The sequence below is a fragment of the Pseudooceanicola endophyticus genome (assembly GCF_018760365.1).
In the GTDB taxonomy this organism is placed as follows: Bacteria; Pseudomonadota; Alphaproteobacteria; order Rhodobacterales; family Rhodobacteraceae; genus Pseudooceanicola; species Pseudooceanicola endophyticus.
The window spans coordinates 501,062-527,927 of the sequence record NZ_JAHIAB010000002.1; the positions used below are offsets into that span (position 1 = coordinate 501,062).

A 26,866-nucleotide genomic window follows, 5' to 3' on the forward strand; every position below is an offset into this window, starting at 1 on the left:
CCACCCCTTTTCGCATTCCGGCTCTCTCATCTGGCCGGAAATATCCCGGGGGAATCGGGGCGCAGCCCCGATGGGGGCAGCGCCCCCGCGCGCGCACCGCCAAGGCAGCGCATTGCCCCTGTAGACACTCCCCGTCAGCCCCGCTAAATCACCTCAACGCCGTGCAACCGGAGAAGGCCACAGAATGCAGACGCTGAACGAGATCCGCTCGACATTCCTGAACTATTTCAAGGCTCAGGGACATACGGTCGTGCCGTCCTCCCCGCTGGTGCCGCGCAACGATCCGACGCTGATGTTCGCGAATTCCGGCATGGTGCAGTTCAAGAACTGCTTCACCGGTGTCGAGACCCGCGACTACACCCGCGCCACCTCGGCGCAGAAATGCGTGCGTGCCGGCGGCAAGCACAACGACCTCGACAATGTGGGCTACACCGCCCGCCACCATACCTTCTTCGAGATGCTGGGGAACTTTTCCTTCGGCGACTACTTCAAGACCGAGGCGATCCCCTTCGCCTGGGACGTGGTCACCAAGGAGTTCGGAATCCCGAAGGACAAGCTGACGACCACCGTCTATCACACCGATGACGAAGCCTTCGAGATGTGGAAGAAGCTGGGCGTTCCGGAAAGCCGGATCATCCGCATCGCCACCTCCGACAACTTCTGGCAGATGGGCCCGACCGGTCCCTGCGGCCCCTGCACCGAGATCTTCTACGACCACGGCGAGAAGTTCTGGGGCGGCCCGCCCGGATCCCCCGAGGAAGACGGCGACCGTTTCATCGAGATCTGGAACGTCGTCTTCATGCAGAACGAGCAGTTCGAGGATGGCTCGATGCGCGCCCTCGACATGCAGTCGATCGACACCGGCATGGGCATCGAACGGGTCGCGGCCCTGCTCCAGGGCACCAACGACAACTACGCCACCGACCTGATGCGCGCGCTGATCGAAGCCTCGGCCAATGCCACCAGCTCCGACCCCGATGGCCCCGGCAAGACCCACCACCGGGTCATCGCCGACCACCTGCGTTCGACCTCCTTCCTGATTGCCGACGGCGTGATGCCCTCCAATGACGGTCGCGGCTACGTGCTGCGCCGCATCCTGCGCCGCGCCGCCCGCCACGCCCACCTGCTGGGCGCCCAGGATCCGCTGATGCACCGCCTGGTGCCGGAACTGGTGCGCCAGATGGGTGATGCCTATCCGGAACTGCGCGCCGGCCAGGCGATGATCGAGGAAACCCTGAAGCTTGAGGAAACCCGTTTCCGCCAGACCCTCGATCGGGGCCTCAAGCTGCTGGACGAAGAGCTGACCCATCTCCCCGAAGGGGCAGAGCTGCCCGGCGCCTCGGCCTTCAAGCTCTACGATACCTACGGCTTCCCGCTCGACCTGACGCAGGATGCGCTGCGTGAAAAGGGCCGCACCGTCGATACCGAAGGCTTCGATACCGCGATGGCGGAACAGAAGGCCAAGGCGCGCGCCGCCTGGTCCGGCTCGGGCGAAAGCGCCGACAGCACCATCTGGTTCGAGATCGCGGATACCCATGGCGCGACCGAATTCCTGGGCTACGATACCGAAACCGCCGAAGGTCAGGTCCTGGCCCTGGTGCGCGACGGTGCCACCATCGCCTCTGCCAAAGCCGGCGAAGCGGTCACCCTGGTGCTGAACCAGACGCCCTTCTATGGCGAAAGCGGCGGCCAGGTCGGCGACACCGGCGAGATCCGCGTCGAAGGTGGCAAGGTCACCGTCACCGACACCAAGCGGGTGAACGGCGTCTTCCTGCATATCGGCGAGGTCTCCGAGGGCGAGGTCAAGCCGGGCCAGGCCGCGATCCTCGAGGTCGATCATGCCCGCCGTGGCCAGATCCGCGCCAACCACTCGGCCACCCACCTGCTGAACGAGGCGCTGCGCGATGCGCTCGGCGATCACGTCGCACAGCGCGGCTCGCTGAACGCGCCCGACCGCCTGCGCTTCGACTTCACCCATTCCACGGCCCTGACGCCTGCGGAACTGGCGAAGGTCGAGGCCGATGTGAACGCCTTCATCCGCCAGAACACCCCCGTCGAAACCCGCATCATGACCCCGGATGACGCCCGCGCCCTCGGCGCCCAGGCGCTGTTTGGTGAAAAGTACGGCGACGAGGTCCGCGTGGTCTCCATGGGCCGCGCCGACACCGGCAAGGGCACCGATGGCAAGACCTGGTCTCTGGAACTCTGCGGCGGCACCCATGTTGCGCGCACCGGCGACATCGGCGCCTTCGCCCTGACCGGCGAAAGCGCCTCCTCCGCCGGTGTCCGCCGGATCGAGGCCCTGACCGGCGCCGCGGCGCTGGCCGAACTGCGCGGTCGTGACACGACGCTGGCCAGCATCGAGGGCCTGCTGAAGGCCACCGGCAGCGAGGCCATCGAACGCGTCAAGGCGCTGCTCGAGGAACGCCGCCACCTCTCGAACGAGGTCTCCCAGCTCAAGCGCGAGATCGCCATGGGCGGTACCGGCACCGGCGCGGGCCCCGAGGTCGAGACGGTGAACGGCGTGCCCTTCCTGGGCCAGGCGCTGCAGGGCGTCTCGGGCAAGGATCTGCGCGCGCTGATCGATGCGCACAAGCAGCGTCTGGGCTCCGGCGTCATCCTTCTGGTCGCCGAAGAGGACGGCAAGGTTGCGGTCGCCTGCGGTGTCACCGATGATCTCACCGCCAAGGTCTCGGCCGTGGATGTGCTGAAGGCGGCCGTGCCGGCTGTCGGCGGCAAGGGCGGCGGTGGCCGTCCCGACATGGCCCAGGGCGGCGGCAAGGACTTTGCCGGTGCGGAAGCGGCGCTCGCCGCCGGTCGTGCCGTCCTCGCTTAAGGAGAGAGAGATGCCCAAGGGATACTGGATCGCCCATGTGACGGTCACCGATGAGGAGGCCTATGGCCGCTACGCGAAGCTCGCCGGCCCGGCGATCGCGAAATACGAGGGCAAGTTCCTCGCCCGTGGCGGTCGCTATGTCTGGCTGGAAGGCAATGAACACGTCCGCAACGTGCTCGCCGTCTTCCCGAGCCTGGAACAGGCCGAAACCTGCTACCGCAGCCCGGAATACCAGGAGGCCCTCAGCCATGCCCGCGGCGCCTCCGAGCGGGACCTGATGATCCTTGAGGGCGACGCCGACTGAGGCGCCCACCTTTGAAGCAAACCAAAGCGCCGCCCCCGCAAGGAGGGCGGCGTTTTCATGTCCGCCCCCCCAATCCCGATCCCGGCAAAGGAAAAGGGCCGCCCCGAAGAGCGACCCTGATCATTTTCTTGTTCCAAATACCTCCGCCGGAGGCTTGGCACCGCGCAGCGGTGCCAAATCCCGGGGCCGATGGCTTCGGATCAGCCGCGCGACATGCGCTTGCGCTCATGGGGGTCCAGGTAGCGCTTGCGCAGACGGATCGCGTTCGGCGTCACTTCGACCAGCTCGTCGTCGTTGATATAGGCGATGGCCTCTTCCAGCGACAGGGTGATCGGGGTGGTCAGACGCACGGCGTCATCGGTGCCCGAAGCCCGCACGTTGGTCAGCTTCTTGCCCTTCAGCGGGTTCACTTCCAGGTCGTTCTCCCGCGAATGCTCGCCGATGATCATGCCCTGGTAGACATCCGCCTGGGCGCCCAGGAACATCCGGCCGCGCTCTTCGAGGTTCCACAGCGCATAGGCCACGGTCTGGCCCTGTTCCATGGAGATCAGAACGCCCGCACGACGGCCCGGGATCGCGCCCTTGAACGGCGCCCAGCTGTGGAACACGCGGTTCAGCACGCCGGTGCCGCGGGTGTCGGTCAGGAATTCGCCGTGATAGCCGATCAGACCGCGCGAGGGCACCAGTGCCATGATGCGGGTCTTGCCGACGCCTGCCGGCTTCATCTCGGTCATCTCGCCCTTGCGCGCGCCGGTGATCTTCTCGATCACGGCACCCGAGTACTCGTCATCCACGTCGATGGTGACTTCCTCGATCGGCTCCAGCTTCTGGCCGTTCTCGTCTTCCTTCAGGATCACCTGCGGACGCGAGATCGACAGCTCGAAGCCTTCGCGGCGCATGTTCTCGATCAGAACGCCCATCTGGAGTTCGCCGCGGCCCGACACTTCGAAGGCCTCGCCGCCGGGGGTGTCCTTGATCTTGATCGCGACGTTGGTTTCCGCTTCCTTCATCAGGCGATCACGGATCACGCGCGACTGCACCTTCTTGCCGTCACGACCGGCCAGCGGGCTGTCGTTGATGCCGAAGGTCACGGTGATGGTCGGCGGATCGATCGGCTGGGCTTCCAGCGGCTCTTCCACGGCCAGGGCGCAGATCGTGTCGGCCACGGTGGCCTTGGTCATCCCGGCAAGCGAGACGATGTCGCCGGCCACGGCTTCCTCGATGTCCTGCTGCATCAGGCCGCGGAAGGCCTGGATCTTGGTGCAGCGGAACTGCTCGACCTTCTGGCCAATGCGCGAGATCGCCTGAACGGTCTGACCGACCTTCAGCTTGCCCGATTCCACGCGGCCCGTCAGCATCCGGCCGACGAACGGGTCCGAGCCCAGGGTCACGGCCAGCATGCGGAAATCGTCATCCTGCTTGGCCAGCTGCTTGGGCTTGGGCACGTGGTTGACGATCAGCTGGAACAGGGCGTCCAGGTTCTTGCGCGGCCCGTCCAGTTCCGCATCCGCCCAGCCGGAACGGCCGGAGGCGTAGAGATGCGGGAAGTCCAGCTGGTCTTCGTCTGCACCGAGGTTGGCGAACAGGTCAAAGCATTCGTCCAGCGCCCGGTCGGGCTCGGCGTCGGGCTTGTCGACCTTGTTGAGGACCACGATCGGACGCAGGCCCAGGGCCAGCGCCTTCGAGGTCACGAATTTGGTCTGGGGCATCGGGCCTTCGGCGGCGTCGACCAGCAGGACCACACCGTCGACCATCGACAGGATGCGCTCCACCTCGGCGCCGAAGTCGGCGTGTCCGGGGGTGTCGACGATGTTGATGCGGTGGTGTTTCCATTCGACAGACGTGGCCTTGGCCAGAATGGTGATGCCGCGTTCCCGTTCCAGGTCGTTCGAGTCCATCGCGCGCTCGGCGACGGCCTGGTTCGCGCGGAAGGCCCCGGACTGCTTCAGCAGCTCGTCGACAAGCGTGGTCTTGCCGTGGTCGACGTGGGCGATGATGGCGATATTTCGCAGATCCATTGAAAGGCGTTCCTCTTGGTATCGCGCCGGCGAGTATACTGGGCTGGGCGAAAAGGCCAGAAGAAAGCGTCTTATCGTCGCTTCTGCAAGAGGCCTGCGGCCCCGGATTGCCAGAGCCAGGCGTGACCTGCCCGAAAGATCCGCGCGCCGGTGCCCAGCTTGAAGCGTGCTAGGCCCGCTGTACAGGTGGTTTCCACCGTCCCGAGGTCGATTTGCGCGATCCCCTGGCGCTCCAGCCAGCGCATCGCCCGCCACAGAAGCAGGTTCTGGGCGGCACAGGCGCGCGCCTCGGGGGCGCTCCAGCCGATGTGGTAGCTGGCGGTGGGGGCATGCAGCAGGAACAGCGCGGCGGCGATGGGCGGCCCCGAGGGGCCGGCATGGGCGGTGAAAAGCCGGGTTTCGGGCCAGGCCAGCACCAGTGCGTCGGGCAGGCCGCGGTAGCGGCGCGCGCGGCGCTGCGCGGCTTCGGCGGCCAGCAGCCAGTGGCGGGGATCGGCGGGCAGGGGGGCATGGCGGATCGTCAGCCCGGCGCGCTCGGCCCCGGCCAGCCGGTTGCGCCATTTCGGCCAGAGCGCGCCGCGCTGCGCGGCCTCCGGTTGCAGCGTCAGCAGGGCGTGGTGCTGCGGGCTTAGCAGTGGCAGGGCGCCGCGCGCGCGCAGCTCTGCATCGGCCTGGGCATCGGCGGCATTGATCAGCAGCAGTCCGCCCAGGGGGCGCAGGTCCGGCAGCTGCGGCGGTTCGGGCAGCCAGGCCAGGGGCAGCGGCCCCAGCCGGCGGCGCAGCAGCAGCCCGCCCCCCGGCAACGCTTCGGGGGCAAGGCCCATCCGGCGCAGCGCCCGGGCGTAATGCGGGTGCTGGCGCAGACGGGGCAGATCGGGCGGGGCAATGTCCTTCATGGCTGATGTTAAGGGACAGGAAACCTACTTCGAGGTTAATGCCCGCAGGAGGACCCGACATGAGCCGTTCGCCCCCGCTGCCCGAGATCCCCGCACCGCGCCCGACCTGGCAGGCGGCGCTGCTGCTGGCCCTGGCTGCCGGTCTGCCGACCTTCCTGGCGCTGAGCACGGTCAGCTGGCTGCTGGCACCGCCCGCCCGGGCCCCGGATCCCGATCTGCCGCCGCAATTGCAGCCGCTTCTGCCGCCGCGCTGAAACGGCACCGCCCCCGCAGCGGGGCTGCGGGGGCGGTCATGTTCCGGATCAGGGCGAGGTCAGAACGGGATTTCGTCGTCGAAATCGCGCGACGGGGCCGCGCCGCCGCTGCCACCCTGGCTGCCGCCGCCGTAGCCGCCGCGGTCATCGTAGCCGCCCGAGGAGCGACCGCCGCCGCCACCACCGTAGCTGGAGCCACCGCCGCTGCCGCCGCCGTAGCCGCTGTCGCCACCGCCATAGCCGCCGCCTTCACCGCCGCCGGAACGCCCGTCGAGCATCGTCAGCTCGGAGCGGTAGGGCCGCAGGGCGATCTCGGTCGAATAGCGGTCGGCGCCGTTCTGGTCCTGCCACTTGCGGGTTTCCAGCTGGCCTTCGATATAGACCTTGGAGCCCTTGCGCAGGTACTGTTCGCAGACCCGCACGAGGGGTTCGGAATAGACGGCGATCGTGTGCCACTCGGTCCGTTCCTTGCGCTCGCCGCTGTTGCGGTCCTTCCAGGTTTCGGAGGTGGCAATGCGCAGGTTGCAGACCTTGCCGCCATTCTGGAACGAGCGCACCTCAGGGTCGCGCCCGAGGTTGCCGATCAGGATCACTTTGTTGACGGATCCGGCCATTAGCATCTCCCCATGTCTGTCACGGTCAGGGCGCCCGGTCGATTCCGGGCGCGTCGGTTCCGAGCGTTACACCAAAGCGGAACAGAAAGGTCAAAGCTTTCCGAATCTCCGGGCCGGGTTCCGCAGGTTCCCCCTCCTGACGGGAAGATTTCATCATGCGCGGGGCGTTGCCGACAGGCGCAAGGGGAGGCGTGCAATTTTCCGCCAACTGTGCTTTCAAAGCACCGCGCAACAACAAGGACGCAAGGGACATGACGGGTAAGCGGGTCGCGGCGGCAGCCGTGTTTGGCCTGGCCATCTTCTGTGGCCAGCAGGCTTTGGCAGGTACGGGATCGGAGGCGGGGCGCCTGGCGCAGTTCCGCGCCAAGACCAAGGTCCTCGATGGCCGGCTCAGCGAACAATATGCCGCTTCGGTCGCGCTGACACCGCGCAGTTTCTCGGCCCCCAGCCAGTGGGACGGGCAGGGCTACAGCGGCAATTATGCCGGTCCCTACCTCGACATGGCACGTTCGGCGGCGTCCCGGCACGCGATTCCGGTGGGGCTGTTCCTGCGGCTGGTGCAGCAGGAAAGCGGCTGGAATGCGCAGGCGGTCTCGGCCAAGGGCGCGGTGGGGCTGGCGCAGCTGATGCCGGGCACCGCGCGCCACATGGGCGCCGATGCCCGCGATCCTTACCAGAACCTTGATGCGGGGGCGCGCTATCTGGCGGCGCAGTACCGCGATTTCGGCTCCTGGCCGCTGGCGCTGGCGGCCTACAATGCCGGCCCCGAGGTGGTGCGCCGCTACGGCGGAATCCCGCCCTATGCGGAAACTCAGGCCTATGTGGCGGCGATCTGGGGCAGCTGAGCCCCGCGACAGATCGCCGGGGCCCTCCGGGTTTTCGTGGTCTGGGATCGGCTGGGGCGCTACAACCGTGGCATGTGCGCCCGAAGCCTGCCCCGCCTGACGCTTCTGCTGGCCGTGATCCTGATCACGGCTGCCTCCGTCCTGTCGGCGGCACGCATGGCGCCGCAGCGCGAGGCGCCGCTGCGGCTTGCCGCGCTGCTGGAGGGGGCGAGCTTGTGCGGCAGTACGCCGGACAAGCCCCATGCGCCCTGTGCCTTCTGCCATCTTCTGCCCGCCGGGCCGGGCCTGCGTGCCCCCGCCGATTCGCGCGCTCTGGGGCTTCTGCCTGCGGGGCCGGCGCGGCCTGCGGCCCGGATCCTGCCGGACCCGGGGGCGGGGCCGGGGATGCCCCGGGCGCCTCCGTCCCTCATGTCCCGGCCGCAAGCGGCCCGCCTTGCCTGATGTCCGGCCCCGCGCCGGCCCCTTCCGACACGAGGTTTCCATGCTTTTCCCGTTCTCCACCTGCGCAGACGCAGGATGAACCGGCGCCGCATTGCCCTGCTGGGGCTGGCCGGATGCGCCGCCACCGCGCTTGGCCTCTGGGCCGGGATCGTTGCCGTCTCGCCACCCGATGCCCGCCGCCTTGGCGCGGTCATCGGGCGCGGCGACTACCGGCTGCAGACCACCGAGGGCACGCCCTTCACCGAAGCCACGCTGAAGGGCGCCCCCTCGGCGGTGTTCTTCGGCTTCACCCATTGCCCCGAGGTCTGCCCGACGACGCTCGGCGACATCGCGCTTTGGCAGCAGGAGCTGGAAGGAGAGCCGCTGCGGGTCTTCTTCGTCACCGTCGATCCGGAGCGGGATACCCCTGACACCCTGCGCGACTACGTGTCCTGGGCGCCGGGTGTCACCGGGGTTTCGGGCAGCCGGGCGGAGATCGACAAGGCGATCCGCGCCTTCCGCGTCTATGCCGCGAAGGTCCCGCTGGAGGATGGCGACTACACGATGGACCATTCCGCCAACGTGCTGCTGTTCGACGGCGCCGGGGCGTTCTTCGGCACCATCGGCTATCAGGAGCCGACCGAGCGCGCGGTGGCGACGCTGCGCCGGCTTGAGGCTGCGGGCTAGCGGCGCCCGGCGGGGGGCGGGCGGAAGGTGCCCAGCTCTTCGATCCGGTAGCCGCGCGGATAGCTGGCCCGGCGCCGCGCGGTGATCCGGCGCGGCCTGCGGCGCGGAGGCAGTCGCCGCAGCACCCGGGCCCGCAGCCGCAGGGCGCCCAGCACCAGCGCCTCCAGCGCGCGGGGGGGATCGGGCATGTCCATCGCCCGGCGCAGCCCCGGATCGCACAGCGCATGGATCAGCGGACGGCCCAGTGGCACCAGCCCCTTCGGCAGGTAGAAGGACAGCAGCAGGTCGCGGGTCTGCCGCGCCACCTCGGCATTGGTATCGGCATAGCGCTGATGGGCGGCCTCATGCGCGGCGGCGAAAGCCTCGATTTCGGCATAGGTCCCGGGGATGTCGGTGATCCCCATGCGCCGGCCAAGCGCCTGGTAGTAACGCAGGCAGGCGGTGATTTCCGCCGGGCTGAGCGGGCGGCGCCCGAAACGCGCCATCCAGCGCACCGGTTCGGTGATGAAGGTCGAAAGCACGTAAAGCATGTCGGCATTGTCGATCCGGTAGCGTCCGTGCATGGCGTTGATCCGGCCCAGGGCGGCCTGTCCGCGGTCGCTGTCCTGTCCGTTCTCGGAAATCTCCGACAGCAGCAGTTCGGTATCGTCGTAGCGCTTGCGGGTGTTGCGGCGGAATTCCCCGGTGCGCACCAGCAGCCCCGAGATCGACGGGATCGCATAGGTCCGGAACAGCGCGAATTCCAGCGCCTTCTCGGTGTCCCAGGCACATTCGCAGGTGCTGAGCAGCTGGTAGATGCGTTCGTAATCCGTTTCCGGGTCGAGGGTCTCGATCTCGGCCGACCAGCGCGACATGCGGCCTCCTGGCTGTGCTTCACCTCCAGAATGGCGGGGCAGCACGGGGCAATCAACCTCTTGTTGGATGCTGTATACCGAAGTGCCGGGCCTGACGGCTTGCAACCGGGGGCGCGGGCCGCGTATCAGGCCCCGAACTGATCCAGCCCGAGAGAGCCAGCCCATGTCCCCCCGTTACCTCGTCACCCATTCCGGCGGCTTCCATGCCGATGAAGTGCTGTCCTCGGTCATCCTGACCCGCCTCTTCCCCGAGGCCGAGCTGGTGCGCAGCCGTGCCCCCGAATGGATCACCCCCGGGGCGGACCGGGTGATCTACGACGTGGGCGGCGCCTATGACGCCGAGGCGGGGATCTTCGATCACCACCAGCGCGGCGCGCCGCTGCGCGAGGATGAAAAGCCCTACAGCTCCTTCGGGCTGGTGTGGAAGCATTTCGGCCTGGACTACCTGCGCGCCTCGGGCGTGCCCGAAGAGCATCTGGAAAGCGTCCATGGCTCCTTCGACCGGGGCTTCGTGCTGCCCGTCGATCTGGTCGACAACGGTGCCGTCAGCGTCTCTGAGGCCGGTCCGCTGTCGTCGCTGACCCTGCCGGGCCTGATCGAGACGCTGAAGCCGGTCTTCGACGAGCAGGACCCCGAGGCCGAGACCCGCGCCTTCCACGCCGCCGTCGCCATCGCCCGCCAGTTCGTCGAGGCCCGCGTGGCGCGTTCGGCTGCCAAGCTGCGCGCCGAGGCGCTGGTGCAGGGCGCCATCGAAGCCGCGGGCGAGGGCCGCATCCTGGAACTGCCGATGGGGATGCCGTTCCGCCCCGCGGTGATCAAGGCGGGCGCCGATCACCTGTGGTTCGTGGTCACGCCGCGCCAGGATGACGAATGGACCCTGGGCGGCATTCGCCTGGCGGACGAAGGGTTCACCCTGCGCGCCGATCTGCCCGAGGCCTGGGCCGGCCTGACCGGCGCCGATCTGGATGCGGTCTGCGGCACCACGGGCGCGATCTTCTGCCACAACGGGCGTTTCATCGCCGCCGCGAAAAGCCGCGAGACCATCATGACCATGGCGCAGATCGCCGTGGCGGAGGCCGAAAAGACCTCCGCCGAGGCGTCTCAGGCCTGAGCCGAGAAGCGGCGCAGCACCCCGGCCAGCGCCGCCATTGCCGCGATGAGAAGACCGTAGCAGATCACGGTCTTCTCAAGCCCCAGCATGGGGACCAGCAGGCCCGCGATCACCACCGGCACGCCGAAGGCCAGGTAGCTGACGCAGAAGAGGGCCGCGAACATCTCTCCGCGCACTTCTGCCGGCGTCAGCGGCACGATGGAGCGGATGAAGCCGTAGAAGCAGGTGCCGAAGCCGGTGCCGACGACGGCCAGCGCGACCAGATACAGCCACAGGATCTGAAGGTGCACGCCCAGCAGCGTCACCAGCGTGCCAAGCGCCAGCGCCGTCGTGCCGAACAGCACCACGTTGCGGGCGCTGTGCTTGCGCGCCAGGAAGCAGGCCAGCGCCCCCATGCCCGACAGCAGCGTCACCACCAGCCCCTGCACCACGACGCTGTGGATCTGGAAGACATGGGACACGATGGAGGCCCCGAGCGACAGGTAGAGCCCGCCGGTGGCCCAGCCCGCGAAGAGCGCCGGCGCGCCTTTCCAGAACGGTGCCTTCACCGGGCCGGGCAGGCCGACCTGTGGTTTCAGCGCCTGCCAGAGGCCCTCATGACGGGGCGATGTCTCGGGCAGGGCCCAGGTGGCGACCAGCAGGATCAGGCTGAGGACCGCGATGGCGTGGAAGATGTCGGCCTTGGGGGCCTCCAGCAGGTCCATGGCAAAGCCCGAGGCCAGCGCGCCGATCGCCAGCCCCACCAGCGGGATGACAGAATTGCAGATCGCCGCCAGCCCGGGAAACTCCGGCGGTTCCAGATCGGTGATGGTGGCCGAGAGGGTCGAGAGCAGCAGCCCGCAGGCCACGCCCTGAACCGCCCGCGCCAGGAACAGCTGGCCGACCGTGCCCGACAGGTCGAAGCCGATGGAGGAAAGCGCCAGCAGGGCAAAGCCCAGCGACAGCACCGGGCGGCGGCCCACATGGTCGGAGATGGAGCCGAGCACCAGCAGCTTGATCAGCAGCACGATGGCGTAGATCGCGAAGATCCCCGACATCACGAAGGCGGAAAAGCCCATCTGGCTTTGCAGCATCGGGTAGAACGGCGAGGGCGCGCTGGCCGAGGCCATCATCAGGGCGCTTCCCGCCAGGACGATGGCAAAGCCGGCCCGGTGGCGCGCCGGGGAATGGGTCAGGGTCAGGGGCATCCGGAGGGGTGTCCTTTCGGAGGAGGTCATGCGTTATGGGTTCGAAAAAATTCGAACGGATTCCTAATTCCCTTTCGTCGAAGGTTCAAGTATTATCGAACCATGACACGGAACACCATGACAGCGCCGCCGAACGGGTCCAGCCACGATCTTGCACACCCGCAGGAACAGGACCTGGACCTGACGCAGGTCCTGTTTGCCCTGTCCGATCCCGGGCGGCTGGAAATCGTGCGTCAGCTGCGCGACGGACCCGTCGAGATGGCGCAGTGCAACCTGGCGGACCCGACCGTCGCGAAATCCACGAAATCACACCTTTTCAAGGTACTGCGCGAAGCGGGCGTGATCCTGAACCTGCCGAAAGGGCGCGGGCGGCTGCTGTCCCTGCGTCGCGAGGAACTGGACCGGCGTTTTCCGGGATTGCTGGACGCGGTGCTGGACGCCTCCTGATCCCGGGGCCGGTGTGCGGCAGGGCCAGACGAGAAAAGTTGCATTTTTCTTGCGTCATATGAAACCAAACGCCGGGCGCCTCCGTAACCAATGTGTTGCAGGCGGCGAGACAGCCTCCTGCGGAACAACCTGGAGGAAGTCATGTTCAAGAAACTCGCCCTCGCATCCGGCCTTGTTGCCGCGTCCCTCACCATGGCCCATGCCGCGCAGGAGATGTCGGAGAACCCCATGGTCGGCGGCGCCCCGATGTATGCTGACAAGACCATCGTCGAGAACGCCAGCGCCGCGCCGAATCTCTCGACCCTCGTGGCGGCGGTGAAGGCCGCCGACCTTGTCGACACGCTGTCGGGCGACGGTCCGTTCACCGTCTTCGCGCCCACCGATGCGGCCTTCGCGATGATCGACAAGGACACCCTGAACACCCTGCTGATGCCCGAGCACAAGGCCCAGCTTCAGCAGATCCTGACCTGCCATGTCGTCGCCGCCGAGGCGTTTTCGACCGATGTCGCCAAGATGATCTCGGATGACGGGGGCATGCATGTGATCCCGACGGTCGGCGGCTGCAAGCTTGAGGTCTACATGGAAGGCGGCGAACTGAAGCTGAAGGACGAGAACGGCCGCGTCGCCACCGTGACCACCGCCGATGTCGACCAGTCGAACGGCGTCGTCCACGTGATCGACCGCGTGCTGCTGCCTGCCGGTCAGGCCGGCTGAGCCACCTTTCGATGTGAAAAAGGGGCGCCCGCGGGGCGCCCCTTTGCGTTTTCAGATATGCGTCTTCAGCCCAGGGTGCGGGCGAAGAAGGCGCGGATGGTTTCGAAGATCTCCGCCTCCACCTCGTTTGCCGCATCGGGGTCCGAGGACAGCCGCCGCTCCATCCGGTGCGGGCCGCCATCATCCAGATCGTTGCGGTTCAGGAACCCGTGGCCCAGCCCGTGAATGCCAAGGAATTCGGCCTCCGCGCCCTTCTCGGCCAGGGCCCGGAACAGCAGGCGGCTTTGATGCTGGGGCACATGGGCGTCGCAATCGCCGTGCAGGATCAGGAAGGGGCAGGCCCCGGCCGTCGCGTAGGCGGCGGGGTTGGCCCGGGCCACGACCTCGGGCGCCTCGTTGATCGGGGCGCCGATGAAGCGGCTTTCCATGGACCCGGAATCGGCCGAGGGGCCGGGCGGCGGCAGCCGCGCGGATTCGGGATCATTGCCGGGCAGGGCGTCGGGGTTCTGATGCCCGTCGATCTGCAGGAAATCCGTCGGCCCGTAGCCATCGGCCACCGCCTGCACGTCATCGGGGAACCCGGCCCATTCGTCGGAGCGGAAGGCCGCGCCCGACAGCGCCGCCAGCGCCCCCAGATGCGCCCCCGCAGAAGAGCCCCAGAGGCCGATGGCCCGCGGATTCAGCGCGTAGGTCCCGGCGACCGAGCGGATCCAGCGGATCGCCGTCTTCACGTCGATGACGGCGGCGGGGAACTTGGCCTCATCGCTCAGCCGGTAGTCGATCGAGACCATGGCAAAGCCCTTGTCGGCAAAGAAACGCCCCAGATCGGGGGCCAGCCGCCGGTCACCGAAGCGCCAGCCGCCCCCGTGCAGGAACAGGATCACCGGATGCGGCCCGGCCCCTTCGGGCAGGTAGAGATCGGCCAGCCGATCCTGTCCGCCCGCGCGGGAATAGACCAGATCGTCGTGGCGCATCATGCACCGGCCTCCGGCGGACGGCCCAGCGGCACGATGTCCAGTTCGTCCAGCTTGGCGATGACCCGGTCGAAGCGGAAGGGCGCCGGGGTCTGCGGATAGCGCGTCAGCTCGGTCGGATCGCCCAGGGTGTGGAAGAAGGGTTCGAAGATGCCCGGTTGCAGCCAGCCGATCATGTTCGTGAAGGGGCGCAGGAACTGGTAGGCATGGGGCGTGCCGCGCGGCACGAAGCAGAAATCGCCCGGTGCCAGTTCGATCAGCTCGTCTCCGGCCTTCAGGCGCATCGCCCCGTCGAGGCAGAAGAACAGCTCGTCGTGCAGCAGGTGCTTGTGCGGCGGGATCATGTCGCCCTGGGGGCCCTGGGTCATCACCGAAAGATACTGGTCGCCGGTCTGCCTGTTGCCGGCCACGAAGGTGAACAGCTGATCGGCGACCAGCAGGCGTTCGCCCATGCCCGCTTCCAGCACGTAGGGCACAGAGGTCTCGGGCAGGGTGGTCAGGGCTTCGGCGAAATCCGTGCCCTCGGGCAGGGCGCCCAGAACGGTGGTGCCGGGGAAGTCGCCCTTCAGCAGGTCGGCGGGGCCGGTGGCGTCATCCTCGGCGGGGATGAAGCCGTCATAGGGGGCGCCGGCCAGCAGGCTGTCGAGCGCGGTTGCGGTGGCATAGGCCATCAGCACCGTGCGGGCACGCGTCATGACAAAGCCGTAGGCGGTGCCGGCGGGCACCAGCGCGCTGTCGCCGCGCCCCATCCGGTAGCGCTGGCCGTCCAGCACCAGCTCCAGCGCGCCATCCAGCACATAGAGCGTCACATGGGCCTCGGAATGGCTGAGCAGCGGCAGGCCGCTGCCCTTGGCGCCGGTCAGCATGTGCAGCGTGTAGGCACCTTCGGATTCCGCGCCCGAGACATAGGTCGAGGCGACCATGCCCGCGACGGCGCGGCGCGGGCCTGCGCCATTGCGGATGCCATAGGGCGCGCGGGCGCCGGGAAGAACGTTGAACTCCATGAATGTCCTCTTGCAATCAGGGAAATCCGCCCCGTCGGGGCGTTGGCCCCTGTCTAGGCGAGGCGCGGTCATTTGAAAAATTGATTGATTGGATTTTCATGCATTCATGAAAGTGAAAGGTGATTCGGCTCAGGGGTTTGCGCCAGCTGTTCGACGATCCATTGCAGCCCGTGATCATGATCGCGGCGCCGGTTCCACTGCACAACGATGGTGTTGGCGGCCACGGCGAAGGGCAGCGGATGCAGCCTCAGGGGCAGGTGATCGGCAAAGCGGCGCGCCAGCCGGGCGGGCAGGGTGCCGATGCGGTCGGTGCCGATCAGGTACCAGGGCATCTGCGACTGGCTTGAGACGGTGACGGCACTGTTGAGCGGCCCGTGCGCCTGCTCGATGATCGCGTGGTCGATGGGCATCTTGCGCTCCGGCCCGATCAGCACGGTGACGTGATCGGCGGCCAGGTAATCCTTGGCACTGACGCCCTTGTCCCAGCGGCTGCCCCGGGCGGTGACGATGACGAAGGGCTCCTCGTGCAGGGCGCGGCTGGGATGGCCGGGGGCGGCGAACTGGCGCGGGATCACCAGCAGATCGACCAGCCCGCGCTCCAGGTGGGTCTGCGGCTTGTCGATCGCGGGGCGGATGGTCAGCCGGGTCTGCGGGGCGATCCGGGCCAGGTGGGCGGCGGCGGCGGACAGGAACTCGGTCGCCAGGGCATCGGGGGCCATGATGGTGACATGGGCGGGGCCGCGCGCCGGGCCGTCGCCGGGGGGGCTCAGCAGGCGGTCGTGGATCTGTGCGAGGACCTGGGGCAGGTCCTCCTTCAGGCGGCGGGCGCGGTCGGTCAGCACCAGGGCGCGGCCGTCGCGGCGCAGCAGGTCGTCGCCCAGTGCCTCGCGCAGCCGCGCCAGCGCGTTGGAGGTCGCCGCCTGACTGAGGTTCAGCCGTTCCGCCGCCCGGCTGACCGAGGCAGTGTCCAGAAGCGCATCCAGCGCCACCAGCAGGTTGAGGTCGAGACCGTGAAAACGCATGGCATCCTCCTGCACGGGGGACCTTCGGTCTAGAGGCCGGGGGGCGTGGTCGCAAGGCCCGGTGCCGCGCTGCGGCGGAGGCGGTGGCTTGTCGCGGGGCCCGTGCTCAAGTATCCCGGAAGGGTCTGGTGCCCCCTGAGCGGGGGGATAATCGGGAACGCGGTGCAACCCCGCGACGTGCCCAACGCTGTAAGGTGGACCGGGCGGCAGGATGTCACTGGCCCCGGCCGGGAAGGCGCCGCCCCGGAGCGAAACCGAGTCAGAAGACCGGCCAGGCAAGAGAGGGCGCCCTGCATGGACGGCAGGGGGCCCGATGATCTGTCAGACGGGGGTTACGTCATGATGCAAGCACCCGGGCTTCGGCCCGCCGGTCCGTTTTCCGAAGCCGAGCGCGACGCGGTCTACCGCGCCATCAACGAGCGGCGCGACGTGCGCAGCCAGTTCCAGCCCGATCCGATCCCGGACGAGGTGCTGATGCGGCTGCTGCGGGCGGCCCATGCGGCGCCCTCGGTCGGGTTCATGCAGCCCTGGAACTTCCTGCTGGTGCGCGATCCCGCCGTGCGCGCCCGCATCCGCACCGCCTTTGAGCGCGCCAATGACGAAGCCCGCGAAATGTTCGAAGGCGGTCGGCGCGATCTTTATTCGCAGCTGAAATTGCAGGGGATTTCCGAGGCGCCGGTGAACCTGTGCATCACCTGCGACCGCTCGCGCGGCGGCAAGGTGGTGCTGGGGCGGACCCATTGCCACGACACGGATCTGTATTCCACGGTCTGCGCGGTGCAGAACCTGTGGCTGGCGGCGCGCGCCGAGGGGATCGGCGTCGGTTGGGTCAGCATCTTCCACGACGACGATCTGCGCGAGATCCTGCACCTGCCCGATCACGTTGTACCGGTGGCCTATCTGTGCCTGGGGACGGTGAAGGAGCTTTACGCCACGCCCGAGCTGGAGGCGCGCGGCTGGCGCGACCGGCTGCCTCTGGAGGATCTGATCCTCGAGGACCGCTGGCCCGATCCGGTCGGGGCAGCCCGGGAACCCGCAGAGCCCCAACGCTGATCCGCGGCCCCGGAAGGGTGTGAAGGGCGGTCCCGCCCTCTAAGTGGCCAGTCGGAATTTTGATTTCGGGTCTGCAGGTTACGGTATGGGGCGCGCGCCCATGCTGGCGCCGAAGCCGGCGGGACCCTGCCTGTTTTCTGTTGCCTTGGAGCCCGGTCTGGTGCCTTCTTTCAAGGCCCAAGGCCCAAGGCCCAAGGCCCAAGGCCCAAGGCCCAAGGCCCAAGGCCCAAGGCCCAAGGCCCAAGGCCCAAGGCCCAAGGCCCAAGGCCCAAGGCCCAAGGCCCAAGGCCCAAGGCCCAAGGCCGGGCGATCTCTCTGGGGGATCGCAGTCATCGGACGCCAGGTTTTGAGCTTTTCCGCCCATCGCCGGGCTGGCCCGCTTGAGCGTGCACGACACCTTTGAGCGAGTCCGGTGGCCAATCCCGTAGGGAGATCGCCCTCTGCCTGCTGCCTCCGGATTATCGCGGTTTTCACAGACCGAGAGGCGTTTCGGGCCGCGTTATGCCGCCATGGGAATCTGCCGGAACGACGGGTCTTGGGACGGCCCGGATAGCGAGGCTCAGAGCGCGTGTATGGACTTTGCAACACCCAGAAGCATCCTTTGCAAAGCGCATCGAGGCGAGAAGACCTTTGCAAACGGAGTTGGCGAAATTTGCAAAGGTAACCCTCGGCACCTGAGGCTTTGGAAGACTTGGCAAGGGCCATGTGGCTTGCCGGCAGATCGGGCGAAGCGCTGGGCTCGGGACAAGCCAACGCCGTGAAGGCGGCGAAGACCATCCTGCGGGCCAGCAAACCTGCAGCTAGGAAAGCCACCAGACCGGAAAGCCAGCGGACGGGCAAACCATTGGACCGGCAGACCATTGAATCGGCAGATCATTGATGCGGCAGGCGATTGGACCGGAAGTAAATTGAATGGGCGGGCCATTGGATCTGTAAACCATTGGATGGGAAGGCCATTGGGCCCTTAGTCCATTGGATCGGCAGACCAGCGGACCAGTGGACGGGTAGACCGCCAAACCGTAGAACTGCCAGGCCGCCAGACCGGCGGGACGCAAAAACAGCAGGCCGAAAAACCTGCGCCCGGAACATCAAGCCTGTGTAAGCCCTGCCGGGGCGCTGTCCGGAGCCTCGAAACGGTCGTTCCGGGCCATGCCCCGCCGCATGGTCGACCTGGCCCGGCCTGGCCGGAGGCAGGCGGGACGCGGCAAAGGGCCGAACCAGGGGGCGGGCCGGTTTGTCCGGGCGCAACAGGTCGGATGCGCCCGACAGGGTCTGCCGGATGAGGCCCGTTGGCGTGCCGACCGGACGCAACGGCGGCCCTCGGGGCGGTGCGGTCTTCGGGCTGCGGCAGGGCCGGGTAGCTGAAATTTCGTCTTTGATTGGCATACAGGGGCCGCGACTTCCCTTTTGGGTTGATCTTGGCGCGGGGCTGCGCAGCGCTGGGGGCATCGTCTGGAGAGCTGCGATGAAGACACCTGCCGAAACGCTCAGGCTGCGCCTGCGTGCCCCGATGGCCCTGCCGCCGAATGCCCCCTTCGTGATGTCGCCGCTGCTGCTGGCGACCCTTGCCGCCTGTGCGGGGGGCGGTGGAACGCCGAACGAGAGCGGCACCATTGCCGGGGCCGGGGGGCTGGTCGTGCTGGGACGCGTCAGCGGGCTCAGCTTTGCCAACGAGGACGGCGTGATGCCGACCTTCTTTTCCCCCTATGCCGCCGATCTGAACGGTGACGGCATCACCGATTTCGTCATCGCGGCCGGCAGCTATCCCCCCGATGACCCGGCCAGCTTCGCGCCGCAGATCCTGCTGTCCGGGACCGATGGCTACACGGTCATCGACGATCTGACCACCGGCACCACCCATCCGCGGGAACTGGACACCGGCGATTTCAACGGCGACGGGGTGACCGATTTCATCCTGATCGGCCATGGCTACGATGCCGATCCCTTCCCGGGAGAGACCAACGCCCTTTACCTCGGGACCGGCAGCGGCTTTGAGGACGCGTCCGACTGGTTGCCCGACAGCGCCGATTTCAGCCATTCGGTCACCGTCTCGGACATCAATGGCGATGGTTATGACGACATCTTCATCGGCAATATCTGGGGCGAGGAACAGGTGCTGCCCTACCTGCTGATCAACCAGGGCGGCAGCGGATTTGCGAAGCTGGCGCTGAATGCCGATGTCTTCGACTATACCGCCGGCAGCGCCTCCGGGACCCGGCTTTACACCACCTCGCTGTTTGCCGATCTGGATGGCGACGGCACCGACAGCCTGATCCTGGGGATGGACAAGAACTCCAGCTCGCTGATCCTCGATTTCGATCCCCTGACCGAGGATTTCATCGTCTCGCAGACCTTGCCGGACGGGGTCTTCGGGCGCAGCAGCGTGACCGTCGATATCCAGGTCGGCGACGTCAACGGGGACGGGCTGGCCGATATCGTGATGAGCCAGACGCCCGAGGATTACGACGGGCGCGGCCTGCAGCTTCTGCTGCAGACCGCCGATGGCAGTTTCGAGGATGCCACGGCCAGCGCCTTTGACGGGTTCGACACCTCAGGCGACTGGATCATGTTCATCCTGCTGGACGATTTCGATGGCGACGGCGATCTGGACCTCGCCGGCACCAATGCCTTCGGACTGACGCTGCTGGAGAACGACGGCACGGGCCGGTTCACCGATCTGACCGATGGCGGCGTGCTGGGGGGCTCCGAGGACAGCCTGGTCACTTTCGATTACGCCCTCTCGGAGATCTACGCGCTGAGTTTCACCTCCGGCGACAGCACCATCGTGATCGAGCAATATGCCTGAGGCGGATCAGATCAGCCGGACCTGGGTGCCGATGGGCGCCAGCTCGAACAGCTCTTCGATCTTGCTGTTGTAAAGGCCGATGCAGCCGTCCGAGGATCGCCGGCCGATCTTGCGGGTGTCCTGGGTGCCGTGGATCGCATAGGCGGGCCAGCTGAGATACATCGCCCGGGTGCCCAGCGGATTGGCGGGGCCGGGCGGGATCGGCTTCCAGTCGGGGTGGCGTTCCAGCTGGGACCGGGTCGGTGTCCAGGAGGGGCCGACGCGCTTGCGCACGATCTCGGTATAGCCGCGCTTGGTCAGCTCGTCCGTCAGCGGCACCGAGGTCGGGTAGATCTTGTAGACCGACCCGTCATGGTTCCAGAAATGCAGCGCGCGGGAGGTGGTGTCGGCCACGATGGCGCCCTTGCCGAGATGGTCGAAATGGTCCTGCCAGTCCTGGCGCGCGAAGCTCGAGATATTGTGGCGGGCGATCTCGGCGCTGGCCAGCGCCGGGCTGGCCAGCGTGGTGGCGGCGGCAAGGCCGCCAAGCAGCACATGGCGGCGGCCGGGGGTAAGGGTCATGATAACCTCCTGGGTCGTGAAAGGGCGGGGGCGGACCCCCGGGGCCTTGTTCTGCACCCGGGCCTTAAGCCAGCCTTAAGGCCCCGCAGCGCCCTTGCGGGAAGGTGCCGGGCACGGCAGACAGAGGCCTTAAGACTGGCTTAAGCTGGGCCGGGCACCGCACGCGGGTCCGGGCGCGTGCCCCTGAAGGAGACAGAATGCGAATCCTGATCGTCGAGGACGACGCGGTGCTGGCGGACGGGCTGCTCGTCGGGCTGCGGCTGTGCGGGTTCACCCCCGATCACGTCGGCGATCTGGCCGATGCCCGCGCCGCCCTGGCCACGGCCGAGTTCGAGGCGATGATCCTTGACGTGATGCTGCCCGATGGGCTGGGCCTTGATCTGCTGAGAGAGATGCGTGCGGCCCAGAGCACCCTGCCGGTGCTGCTGCTGACCGCCCGCGACCGGGTGCGCGACCGGGTCGAAGGTCTGGATCTGGGCGCCGACGACTACCTGGGCAAGCCCTTCGACCTGGAGGAGCTGGCGGCCCGGCTGCGCGCCATGCTGCGGCGGCGCGGCGGGCGGGGTACGGCGGGGCTGTCCTGGAACGGGCTTTCGGTCGATCCGGCGACGCTGTCGGGGCAGCAGGACGGGCGCGCGGTCAGTTTCTCGCGCCGGGAATTCGCCGTGCTGCAGGCGCTGCTCGAACATCCCGGCCATATCCTGTCGCGCGGCACGCTGGAGGATCGCCTCTACGGCTGGCAGGATGAAATAGAGAGCAATGCCGTGGAGGTCCATGTCCACAATCTGCGCGCCAAGCTGGGCCGCGGCTTCATCGAAACCGTGCGGGGCCTGGGCTACCGCGTGGCCCAGGGGGAGGGTGCGCCATCTCGATCCGGCTGAGACTGATCCTGATCCTGTGCCTGGCCACCGGCGCGGTCTGGCTGTCGGCGGTGGTCTGGATCGATTATTCGACCCGCGCCAAGGTGGAGGCCGTGCTGGACGCCCGACTGGAAGAGGCTGCGCGCATGGTGTCCTCGCTTCTGTCGGACCACCGGATCGCGGTGGCGGGGCCGGGATCCTTGCCCGCGACGCTCCATGCGCTGCCCGGCGACACGGTGACCCGCCAGCTTTCGTGCCAGATCTGGTCGCTCAGCGGCACGCTGGTCGGCCGTTCCGGCGGCGCGCCCCGTGACAGTCTGGCGGCCACCGCGCAGGAGGGGTTCTCGCGTTCGGTGGTCGATGGCGAGGGCTGGCGCGTCTACGCCCTGACCAACGAGGCACTGGGCCTGCGGGTGATGGTCGGCGACAGCCTGGCGGTGCGCGACCGGCTGGTGCGCGACGTGATCGAGGGGCTGCTGGTCCCCGCGGCTGTGATCCTGCCGCTGCTGGCATTGCTGATCTGGATCAGCGTGGCGCGCGGCCTGGCGCCCCTCGACCGGCTGACCCGGGAGCTGCATGACCGCGCGCCCTCTGATCTCAGCCCGCTGGCCGCCGGCCCCGCCGCCAGAGAGATCCGCCCGGTGCGGGCCGCGCTTGACCGCCTGCTGGCCCGCGTGGCGGCGGCGCGCGAGGCCGAGCGCGATTTCACCACCTACGCCGCGCATGAGTTGAAGACCCCGCTGGCCGGGCTGCGCACCCAGGCCCAGGTGGTGCGTCTGGCGCCCGATGCCGAAACCCGCGCCAGCGCGATCCGCGCCATCGAGACCTCGGTCGATCGCACCGACCGGATGGTGCGCCAGCTTCTGGAACTGGCCGAGGTCGACCGCGCCGTTCCCCATCCCGAACCCTGCGACCTGCGGGCGCTGCTGCATCAGGTGGCCGAGGATCTGGGGCCTCTGGCCCGAAGCCGTGACGTCGCGTTCCGGATCGCGCCGGGGCCGGAGGCGCGCTGCGACACGACCCCCTTCCTGCTGGGCGCGGCGCTGCGCAATGTGGCCGAGAATGCGGTGCTGGCCTCCTCTCCGGGCGGCGCGGTCCTGCTGTCGGTGTGGCAGGCGCGGGGCCTCGAAGTGCGCGACCAAGGGCCCGGTCTGCCCGAGGCGCTGCGCCCCCGGGTGACCGAACGCTTCACCCGCGGTCCCACCAGCGCGCCCCAGGGCAGCGGGCTGGGCCTGTCGATCACCGCCAGCGCCATGGAGCGGCTGGGGGGCAGGGTCAGCTTCGCCGATGCGCCGGGGGGCGGGCTGATCGTCCGGCTGGATCTGGGCCCGCTGGCCTGAAGCAGAGCTGTGGGCCCGTGCGGGGCCATGGCGGCAGGGGTGGTTCCGGGGCAGCGTAAGGTTTGTCCGGAAGGCACTGGTCTGCAATGGAATTGCCGGCTGTGTGCTGAAAGCGGATTGACTTGACCTGCCCGTCAGGCCGTGATTTTCCGCGCCAACCGCGCCAACCGCGCCAACCGCGCCAACCGCGCCAACCGCGCCAACCGCGCCAACCGCGCCAACCGCGCCAACCGCGCCAACCGCGCCAACCGCGCCAACCGCGCCAACCGCGCCAACCGCGCCAACCGCGCCAACCGCGCCAACCGCGCCAACCGCGCCAACCGCGCCAACCGCGCCAACCGCGCCAACCGCGCCAACCGCGCCAACCGCGCCAACCGCGCCAACCGCGCCAACCGGATCAGCCCGTCCGGGCAGCGGCCATTGGAGCGGCGACCATCGGGAAGCGGGCGCGGAAGCAGGCGCCCCGGCCATCGGGCGGCTCCGCGCACCAGATCCGCCCGCCGTGACGCTGGACGATCTTGCGGCAGGTGGCCAGCCCGAGGCCGGTGCCGCTGCTGTCGCGGGCGCCGCGCAGCCGGCGGAACGGCTCAAAGATCATGTCCCGCTTGTCCGCGGGGACCCCGGGGCCGTTGTCACAGACCTCGAATTCCATCCAGCCACCGGCAAGCCTTGCGCGGATGGTGATCTCGGGCGGGCTGGCCTCGGAATAGCGCAGGCTGTTCGCCACCAGGTTCTGCACCAGCAGGCTGACCTGGGGCGGATCGCAGTCGAAGGCGGTGTCGCACAGCTCGGTGCGGATGCGGGCGCCGCGTTTGCCGATCTCGCCCTCCAGCAGGGTCAGCGCCGAGGTGACGATGCTGTTGGGCCGGGTTCGCAGCCGTTGCGGCACCCGGTCGTTGCGGATGTAGCTGGCCAGGCTGTCGATCAGATCCCCCATCAGCCGGGCCGAGCGCTGCACCAGAGCCGCCTCGCGGGTGACCGTCTCCAGGTCGCCCTCGGCGACGCTTTCGGCGATGATCTCGCTCAGGGCGCGGACCGAGTTGACCGGTGCGCGCAGGTCGTGGACCAGCACATGGGCGAAGGTTTCGAGCTCCCGGCGCTGCTCGTCCAGCTGGGCCCGCATCCGCGCGGTCTCCAGCCCGCGGCGCAGGATGCGCGAGACCGAGGCGGCGGTCAGCTGCTTTTTCGACACGTAATCCACTGCGCCCTGCTGGATCGCGCTTTTGGCGGTGTCCTCGCTGCCCTGGCCGGTCATCAGGACGACGGCGGTGCGCGGGTAGAGCCTGCGCAGGTCGGGCAGCAGCGCCAGGCCCGTGGTGCCGGGCAGCAGGTGGTCGAGGAAGATCAGCTCGGGTGTAGTGTCGCGCGGGGTCAGCGCCGCCGAGGCGCTGTCGGCCTCCTCGGCACTGGTCTCGATCTCGATGTCGTTCAGCAGGCGGCGCAGCAGCTTGCGATCCCCGGGGTCGTCGTCGACGATCAGGACACGGGTCGGCGCGGTCACGATGCGGCTCCGGGCGGTGGCATCCGGGGCAGCTCGATGACGCGCCAGTAATGGTCGAGCGTGCCGACCAGATCGAGGAAATCGGCGCCGGCGCGGTTCTTCAGGATGTAGCCGGCAATGTTCTGGGCATAGGCTTCGAACTTGTCGCGTTCGTCCCCCGATGTGGTCATGATGAAGACGATGGCCTGACGCAGGTTGGGATCGCGGCGGATCTCGGCCACCAGCTCCAGCCCGGTCATGCGCGGCATCTTGATATCGGCCAGGATCACGTAGGTTTCCGGCGGGGTGCCGGTTTCGCCGCGCAGGAAGGCCAGCGCCTCCAGCCCGTCGCGGAAGCGCAGGATCGGGTTGGCGATGCGGGCGCGGGCAAAGGCCCGCAGCACGGCCTTGGCATCGCCGTCGTCATCCTCCACCAGAATGATGTTGAGCGCCCGGGACAGGCGCTCGGGCGCGGGGGGCAGCGGCGGGCTCATGCGGCGGTCTCCGTCCGGGGCGGGCACAGGGCCGCGCGGGGCCAGGTGACGCGGAAGGTGGTGCCGCGACCGCTGTCCGATTGCAGCTCGATCGTGCCGCCGACCAGCTGGACGGTCTTCTGCACCAGGGCCAGGCCCATGCCGCTGCCGTCGACCTCGTCCCGGGGGCGCAGGGTCTGGAACATCTCGAAGACCTTGTCGTGGAAGGCGGGCGGGATGCCGGGGCCATCGTCGCGGATGCTGAAGACCACCTGCGCCTCTGTCGGCGCGGCCTCCAGGTGCACGGTGCCGTTCGGGCGGTCGTGATGTTTCACGGCGTTGCCGATCAGGTTCAGCAGCACGCCCTGAAGCGGCATCTGGCGCATCTCCAGCGCCTCGAACACGGGGTCCGCGGTCACCTGAATGCCGGGCGGGCAGGCGATCAGGGCGCGGATCGTCTCCAGCATCTCGGCGCCGGTGACCATGCGTCCGCTGCCTTCGGTGCTGCGCCCGATGCGGGAATATTCCAGCAGGTCGTCCAGCAGCCGCTCCATCCGCTGCACCCGGCTGCGCAGCAGGTGCAGGCTTTCGCGGGTGTCCTCTGTCAGATGCGGCTCCAGGTCTTCTTCCAGCCAGCGCGAGGCATTGTCGATCACCCGCAGCGGCGCCTTCAGGTCATGGGAGGCGACATAGGCGAAGGTGTCGAGCTCGGCGTTGGAGCGTTCCAGTTCCGCCACCAGCTCGCGCGTGCGGTGTTCGGTGGCGCGGGTGCCCGAGACGTCACGGATCACCCCGATGTAGCGCGGCCCGACAGGGGTGGTCATGCGGCTGACCGACACTTCGATCGGCAGGGCGCGGCCATCGCGGTGACGCCCGTCCAGTTCGCGCCCGTCGCCCATCAGGATGGTCTCGTGGTTGAGCGCGCTGCGGGCCAGCCAGCCGGCATGGGTGCGGGCGATCTCCTCGGGCATGAGCCGCTCGATCGGCTGGCCGAGAAGTTCCTGCCGGGAAAAGCCGAACAGCCGCTCCGTGGCGGGGTTCAGCATTTCGATCCGGCCCTGGGCATCGGCGACGACGACGCCGTCAACCATGCTGTCGATGATGGCATGGGCATCCGACATGCCCTGACGCAGCGCGGACTGCTGGGCGCTCAGCCGGTGGGCCAGCTGCTGCAGGCTGTCGGGCAGCGCCTCGGGCAGGGGGGCGCCACCGCCGGGCAGGCTGCGCGCCAGCCGCGCGATGTCGCGGCAGCGCGACAGCAGCAGCCAGCCGGTCAGCCCGGAGGCCAGCAGCGCCGGCAGCAGCTGTGCCGCCCAACCGGGCAACAGCGCGTCGCCCAGCAGGCCGGCGCCAAGGACCAGGGCCAGGCTGGCCAGCGAGGGCACGAGGACTTCCAGGCGCGGCAGCGGCAACATCTACATCTCGTCCATTGGCAACAGGAAGAGCAGGCACAGGGCAGCACCCGGGCGGGCGGCCTGACACGGGGGTAACCGAGGAAGTGTTGTGATCGGGTTAGCAGGCGCGGAAAAACCGCCCTGGTGCCTAGCCGTGCCACTCCAGCGCGAAAGTTTCGCACTGCCGGCGGGCCTTCCGGGTCTGCCAGGCCCAGAACAGCCGCAGCCGGTCGCCGGGACGGGCGCCGCGCAGCTTGATCTCCAGCCGGGTGAAATCGCTGGTGTTGCGGCGCGCGCCGTCCTCGGGCCGGGGCGGGGCGGCGCAGATGCTCTGGTCCAGCAGGATGCGGCCATGGGCCATCGCCTCGCGCAGCTGCAAGGCCACGGCGCGGTTGCTGCAGCGCAGCTCCAGCAGGTCGACGGCCACGGTGCTGGTGTTGCGCACGGCGATGATGCAGGTGACGCCACCGTCGCCGGAATCGAATTGCCAGAAGTCGAAATCGGGATGCGCCAGCGCCCGCATCCGCCGGCGCCGGATCAGCACGATCCCCCCCGCGAGCCCCAGACAGACATAGAGCAGGCAGAGGCCTTCGGTGAACAGCGTGGCGGTCATCTCGGAGCCTTTCGGGGCAGCGGGCGGGCGCGCGAAGGCTGCGGAAGGCCGAAGTCCGGAGCCCGGAACGACGATTTGCAGGCGCGCTGGAAGCAGGCG

The 26,866-nt window shown here is 68.3% G+C and carries 26 protein-coding genes and 1 riboswitch; of the genes, 13 read left to right on the forward strand and 13 right to left on the reverse strand.

Annotated features, from left to right (window positions below; all coding sequences use genetic code 11):
- Positions 1–184 precede the first annotated feature (184 nt).
- Together alaS and KM176_RS05990 are read left to right on the forward strand one after the other, a co-directional pair.
- Positions 185–2,836 carry an alanine--tRNA ligase gene (gene alaS / locus KM176_RS05985; RefSeq protein WP_160890827.1) on the forward strand — a complete coding sequence of 884 codons (2,652 nt, stop codon included), beginning with the start codon at positions 185–187 and terminating at the stop codon, positions 2,834–2,836.
- Between the two features lie 10 nt (positions 2,837–2,846).
- Entirely contained in the window at positions 2,847–3,140 is a 294-nt protein-coding gene (locus KM176_RS05990) for a DUF1330 domain-containing protein (RefSeq protein WP_160890826.1), read from the forward strand.
- A gap of 200 nt (positions 3,141–3,340) precedes the next feature.
- Here the strand turns inward: KM176_RS05990 and typA are convergent, their stop codons facing one another.
- Together typA and KM176_RS06000 are read right to left on the reverse strand one after the other, a co-directional pair.
- Positions 3,341–5,158 (reverse strand): translational GTPase TypA, encoded by a 1,818-nt coding sequence (typA, locus tag KM176_RS05995; protein ID WP_160890825.1) that lies wholly within the window; start codon positions 5,156–5,158, stop codon positions 3,341–3,343.
- A 71-nt stretch (positions 5,159–5,229) separates the two neighbouring features.
- Positions 5,230–6,054 (reverse strand): GNAT family N-acetyltransferase, encoded by an 825-nt coding sequence (locus KM176_RS06000; RefSeq protein WP_160890824.1) that lies wholly within the window; start codon positions 6,052–6,054, stop codon positions 5,230–5,232.
- Positions 6,055–6,113: 59 nt separating this feature from the next.
- On the opposite strand from KM176_RS06000, the gene KM176_RS06005 reads away from it, so the two are divergent.
- Positions 6,114–6,308 (forward strand): hypothetical protein, encoded by a 195-nt coding sequence (locus KM176_RS06005; RefSeq protein ID WP_160890823.1) that lies wholly within the window; start codon positions 6,114–6,116, stop codon positions 6,306–6,308.
- A 59-nt stretch (positions 6,309–6,367) separates the two neighbouring features.
- Here KM176_RS06005 and ssb read toward each other — a convergent pair whose 3' ends face one another.
- A complete protein-coding gene (gene ssb / locus KM176_RS06010) occupies positions 6,368–6,922 on the reverse strand; it encodes a single-stranded DNA-binding protein (protein ID WP_160890822.1) in 555 nt (184 codons plus the stop codon).
- A 251-nt stretch (positions 6,923–7,173) separates the two neighbouring features.
- Between ssb and KM176_RS06015 the strand changes: the two genes are divergently transcribed.
- From KM176_RS06015 to KM176_RS06025, 3 genes are all read left to right on the forward strand, one after another.
- Positions 7,174–7,767, forward strand: coding sequence for a lytic transglycosylase domain-containing protein (locus KM176_RS06015; RefSeq protein ID WP_160890821.1), 594 nt, complete (start codon positions 7,174–7,176; stop codon positions 7,765–7,767).
- A gap of 36 nt (positions 7,768–7,803) precedes the next feature.
- Positions 7,804–8,208 (forward strand): hypothetical protein, encoded by a 405-nt coding sequence (locus KM176_RS06020; protein WP_160890820.1) that lies wholly within the window; start codon positions 7,804–7,806, stop codon positions 8,206–8,208.
- A gap of 75 nt (positions 8,209–8,283) precedes the next feature.
- Positions 8,284–8,874, forward strand: a complete 591-nt coding sequence (locus tag KM176_RS06025) for an SCO family protein (protein WP_160890819.1) — start codon at positions 8,284–8,286, stop codon at positions 8,872–8,874.
- On the opposite strand, the gene KM176_RS06030 is transcribed toward KM176_RS06025, so the two are convergent.
- The gene (locus tag KM176_RS06030) at positions 8,871–9,728 is read right to left on the reverse strand and encodes an oxygenase MpaB family protein (protein ID WP_160890818.1); all 858 of its coding nucleotides are present in this window, start codon (positions 9,726–9,728) and stop codon (positions 8,871–8,873) included. The genes KM176_RS06025 and KM176_RS06030 overlap by 4 nt on opposite strands.
- A gap of 163 nt (positions 9,729–9,891) precedes the next feature.
- Between KM176_RS06030 and KM176_RS06035 the strand changes: the two genes are divergently transcribed.
- Entirely contained in the window at positions 9,892–10,839 is a 948-nt protein-coding gene (locus KM176_RS06035) for an MYG1 family protein (protein ID WP_160890817.1), read from the forward strand.
- Here the strand turns inward: KM176_RS06035 and KM176_RS06040 are convergent.
- The gene (locus KM176_RS06040) at positions 10,830–12,026 is read right to left on the reverse strand and encodes an MFS transporter (protein ID WP_160890816.1); all 1,197 of its coding nucleotides are present in this window, start codon (positions 12,024–12,026) and stop codon (positions 10,830–10,832) included. The two genes, KM176_RS06035 and KM176_RS06040, sit on opposite strands and share 10 nt — an antisense overlap.
- Positions 12,027–12,143: 117 nt before the next feature.
- On the opposite strand from KM176_RS06040, the gene KM176_RS06045 reads away from it, so the two are divergent.
- Positions 12,144–12,473, forward strand: coding sequence for an ArsR/SmtB family transcription factor (locus KM176_RS06045; protein ID WP_160890815.1), 330 nt, complete (start codon positions 12,144–12,146; stop codon positions 12,471–12,473).
- A gap of 141 nt (positions 12,474–12,614) precedes the next feature.
- On the forward strand, positions 12,615–13,187 hold the full coding sequence (locus KM176_RS06050; RefSeq protein WP_160890814.1) for a fasciclin domain-containing protein: 573 nt from the start codon (positions 12,615–12,617) through the stop codon (positions 13,185–13,187).
- 65 nt (positions 13,188–13,252) lie between these two features.
- Here the strand turns inward: KM176_RS06050 and KM176_RS06055 are convergent, their stop codons facing one another.
- The 3 genes from KM176_RS06055 to KM176_RS06065 form a co-directional block, all read right to left on the reverse strand.
- Positions 13,253–14,164 (reverse strand): alpha/beta hydrolase, encoded by a 912-nt coding sequence (locus tag KM176_RS06055; RefSeq protein WP_160890813.1) that lies wholly within the window; start codon positions 14,162–14,164, stop codon positions 13,253–13,255.
- Complete coding sequence (locus tag KM176_RS06060; protein ID WP_160890812.1) at positions 14,161–15,165, reverse strand: cupin domain-containing protein; 1,005 nt, start codon at positions 15,163–15,165, stop codon at positions 14,161–14,163. The genes KM176_RS06055 and KM176_RS06060 overlap by 4 nt, the downstream gene beginning before the upstream one ends.
- 104 nt (positions 15,166–15,269) lie before the next feature.
- Positions 15,270–16,187: a LysR family transcriptional regulator gene (locus tag KM176_RS06065; RefSeq protein ID WP_160890811.1), complete on the reverse strand. Its 918-nt coding sequence runs from the start codon at positions 16,185–16,187 to the stop codon at positions 15,270–15,272.
- Positions 16,188–16,296: 109 nt separating this feature from the next.
- A riboswitch (cobalamin riboswitch) is annotated at positions 16,297–16,477 on the forward strand.
- Between the two features lie 49 nt (positions 16,478–16,526).
- On the opposite strand from KM176_RS06065, the gene bluB reads away from it, so the two are divergent.
- Both bluB and KM176_RS06075 read left to right on the forward strand, forming a co-directional pair.
- A complete protein-coding gene (gene bluB / locus KM176_RS06070) occupies positions 16,527–17,240 on the forward strand; it encodes a 5,6-dimethylbenzimidazole synthase (RefSeq protein ID WP_160890810.1) in 714 nt (237 codons plus the stop codon).
- 1,465 nt (positions 17,241–18,705) lie between these two features.
- The gene (locus KM176_RS06075) at positions 18,706–20,046 is read left to right on the forward strand and encodes an FG-GAP repeat domain-containing protein (protein ID WP_160890809.1); all 1,341 of its coding nucleotides are present in this window, start codon (positions 18,706–18,708) and stop codon (positions 20,044–20,046) included.
- Positions 20,047–20,052: 6 nt separating this feature from the next.
- Here KM176_RS06075 and KM176_RS06080 read toward each other — a convergent pair whose 3' ends face one another.
- Positions 20,053–20,607, reverse strand: coding sequence for a L,D-transpeptidase (locus KM176_RS06080; RefSeq protein WP_160890808.1), 555 nt, complete (start codon positions 20,605–20,607; stop codon positions 20,053–20,055).
- 197 nt (positions 20,608–20,804) lie between these two features.
- Here KM176_RS06080 and KM176_RS06085 point away from each other — a divergent pair, with 197 nt between their 5' ends.
- Together KM176_RS06085 and KM176_RS06090 are read left to right on the forward strand one after the other, a co-directional pair.
- Complete coding sequence (locus KM176_RS06085) at positions 20,805–21,488, forward strand: response regulator (RefSeq protein WP_160890807.1); 684 nt, start codon at positions 20,805–20,807, stop codon at positions 21,486–21,488.
- A 20-nt stretch (positions 21,489–21,508) separates the two neighbouring features.
- Positions 21,509–22,807 (forward strand): ATP-binding protein, encoded by a 1,299-nt coding sequence (locus KM176_RS06090; protein ID WP_268946112.1) that lies wholly within the window; start codon positions 21,509–21,511, stop codon positions 22,805–22,807.
- A gap of 397 nt (positions 22,808–23,204) precedes the next feature.
- Here the strand turns inward: KM176_RS06090 and KM176_RS06095 are convergent, their stop codons facing one another.
- From KM176_RS06095 to KM176_RS06110, 4 genes are all read right to left on the reverse strand, one after another.
- Positions 23,205–24,308: a sensor histidine kinase gene (locus tag KM176_RS06095; RefSeq protein ID WP_160890806.1), complete on the reverse strand. Its 1,104-nt coding sequence runs from the start codon at positions 24,306–24,308 to the stop codon at positions 23,205–23,207.
- On the reverse strand, positions 24,305–24,781 hold the full coding sequence (locus KM176_RS06100) for a response regulator (protein ID WP_160890805.1): 477 nt from the start codon (positions 24,779–24,781) through the stop codon (positions 24,305–24,307). Before KM176_RS06100 ends, KM176_RS06095 begins: the two co-directional genes overlap by 4 nt.
- Positions 24,778–26,175, reverse strand: coding sequence for a sensor histidine kinase (locus tag KM176_RS06105; protein WP_160890804.1), 1,398 nt, complete (start codon positions 26,173–26,175; stop codon positions 24,778–24,780). The genes KM176_RS06100 and KM176_RS06105 overlap by 4 nt, the downstream gene beginning before the upstream one ends.
- Positions 26,176–26,302: 127 nt before the next feature.
- The gene (locus KM176_RS06110; protein ID WP_160890803.1) at positions 26,303–26,767 is read right to left on the reverse strand and encodes a hypothetical protein; all 465 of its coding nucleotides are present in this window, start codon (positions 26,765–26,767) and stop codon (positions 26,303–26,305) included.
- Positions 26,768–26,866 lie beyond the last annotated feature (99 nt).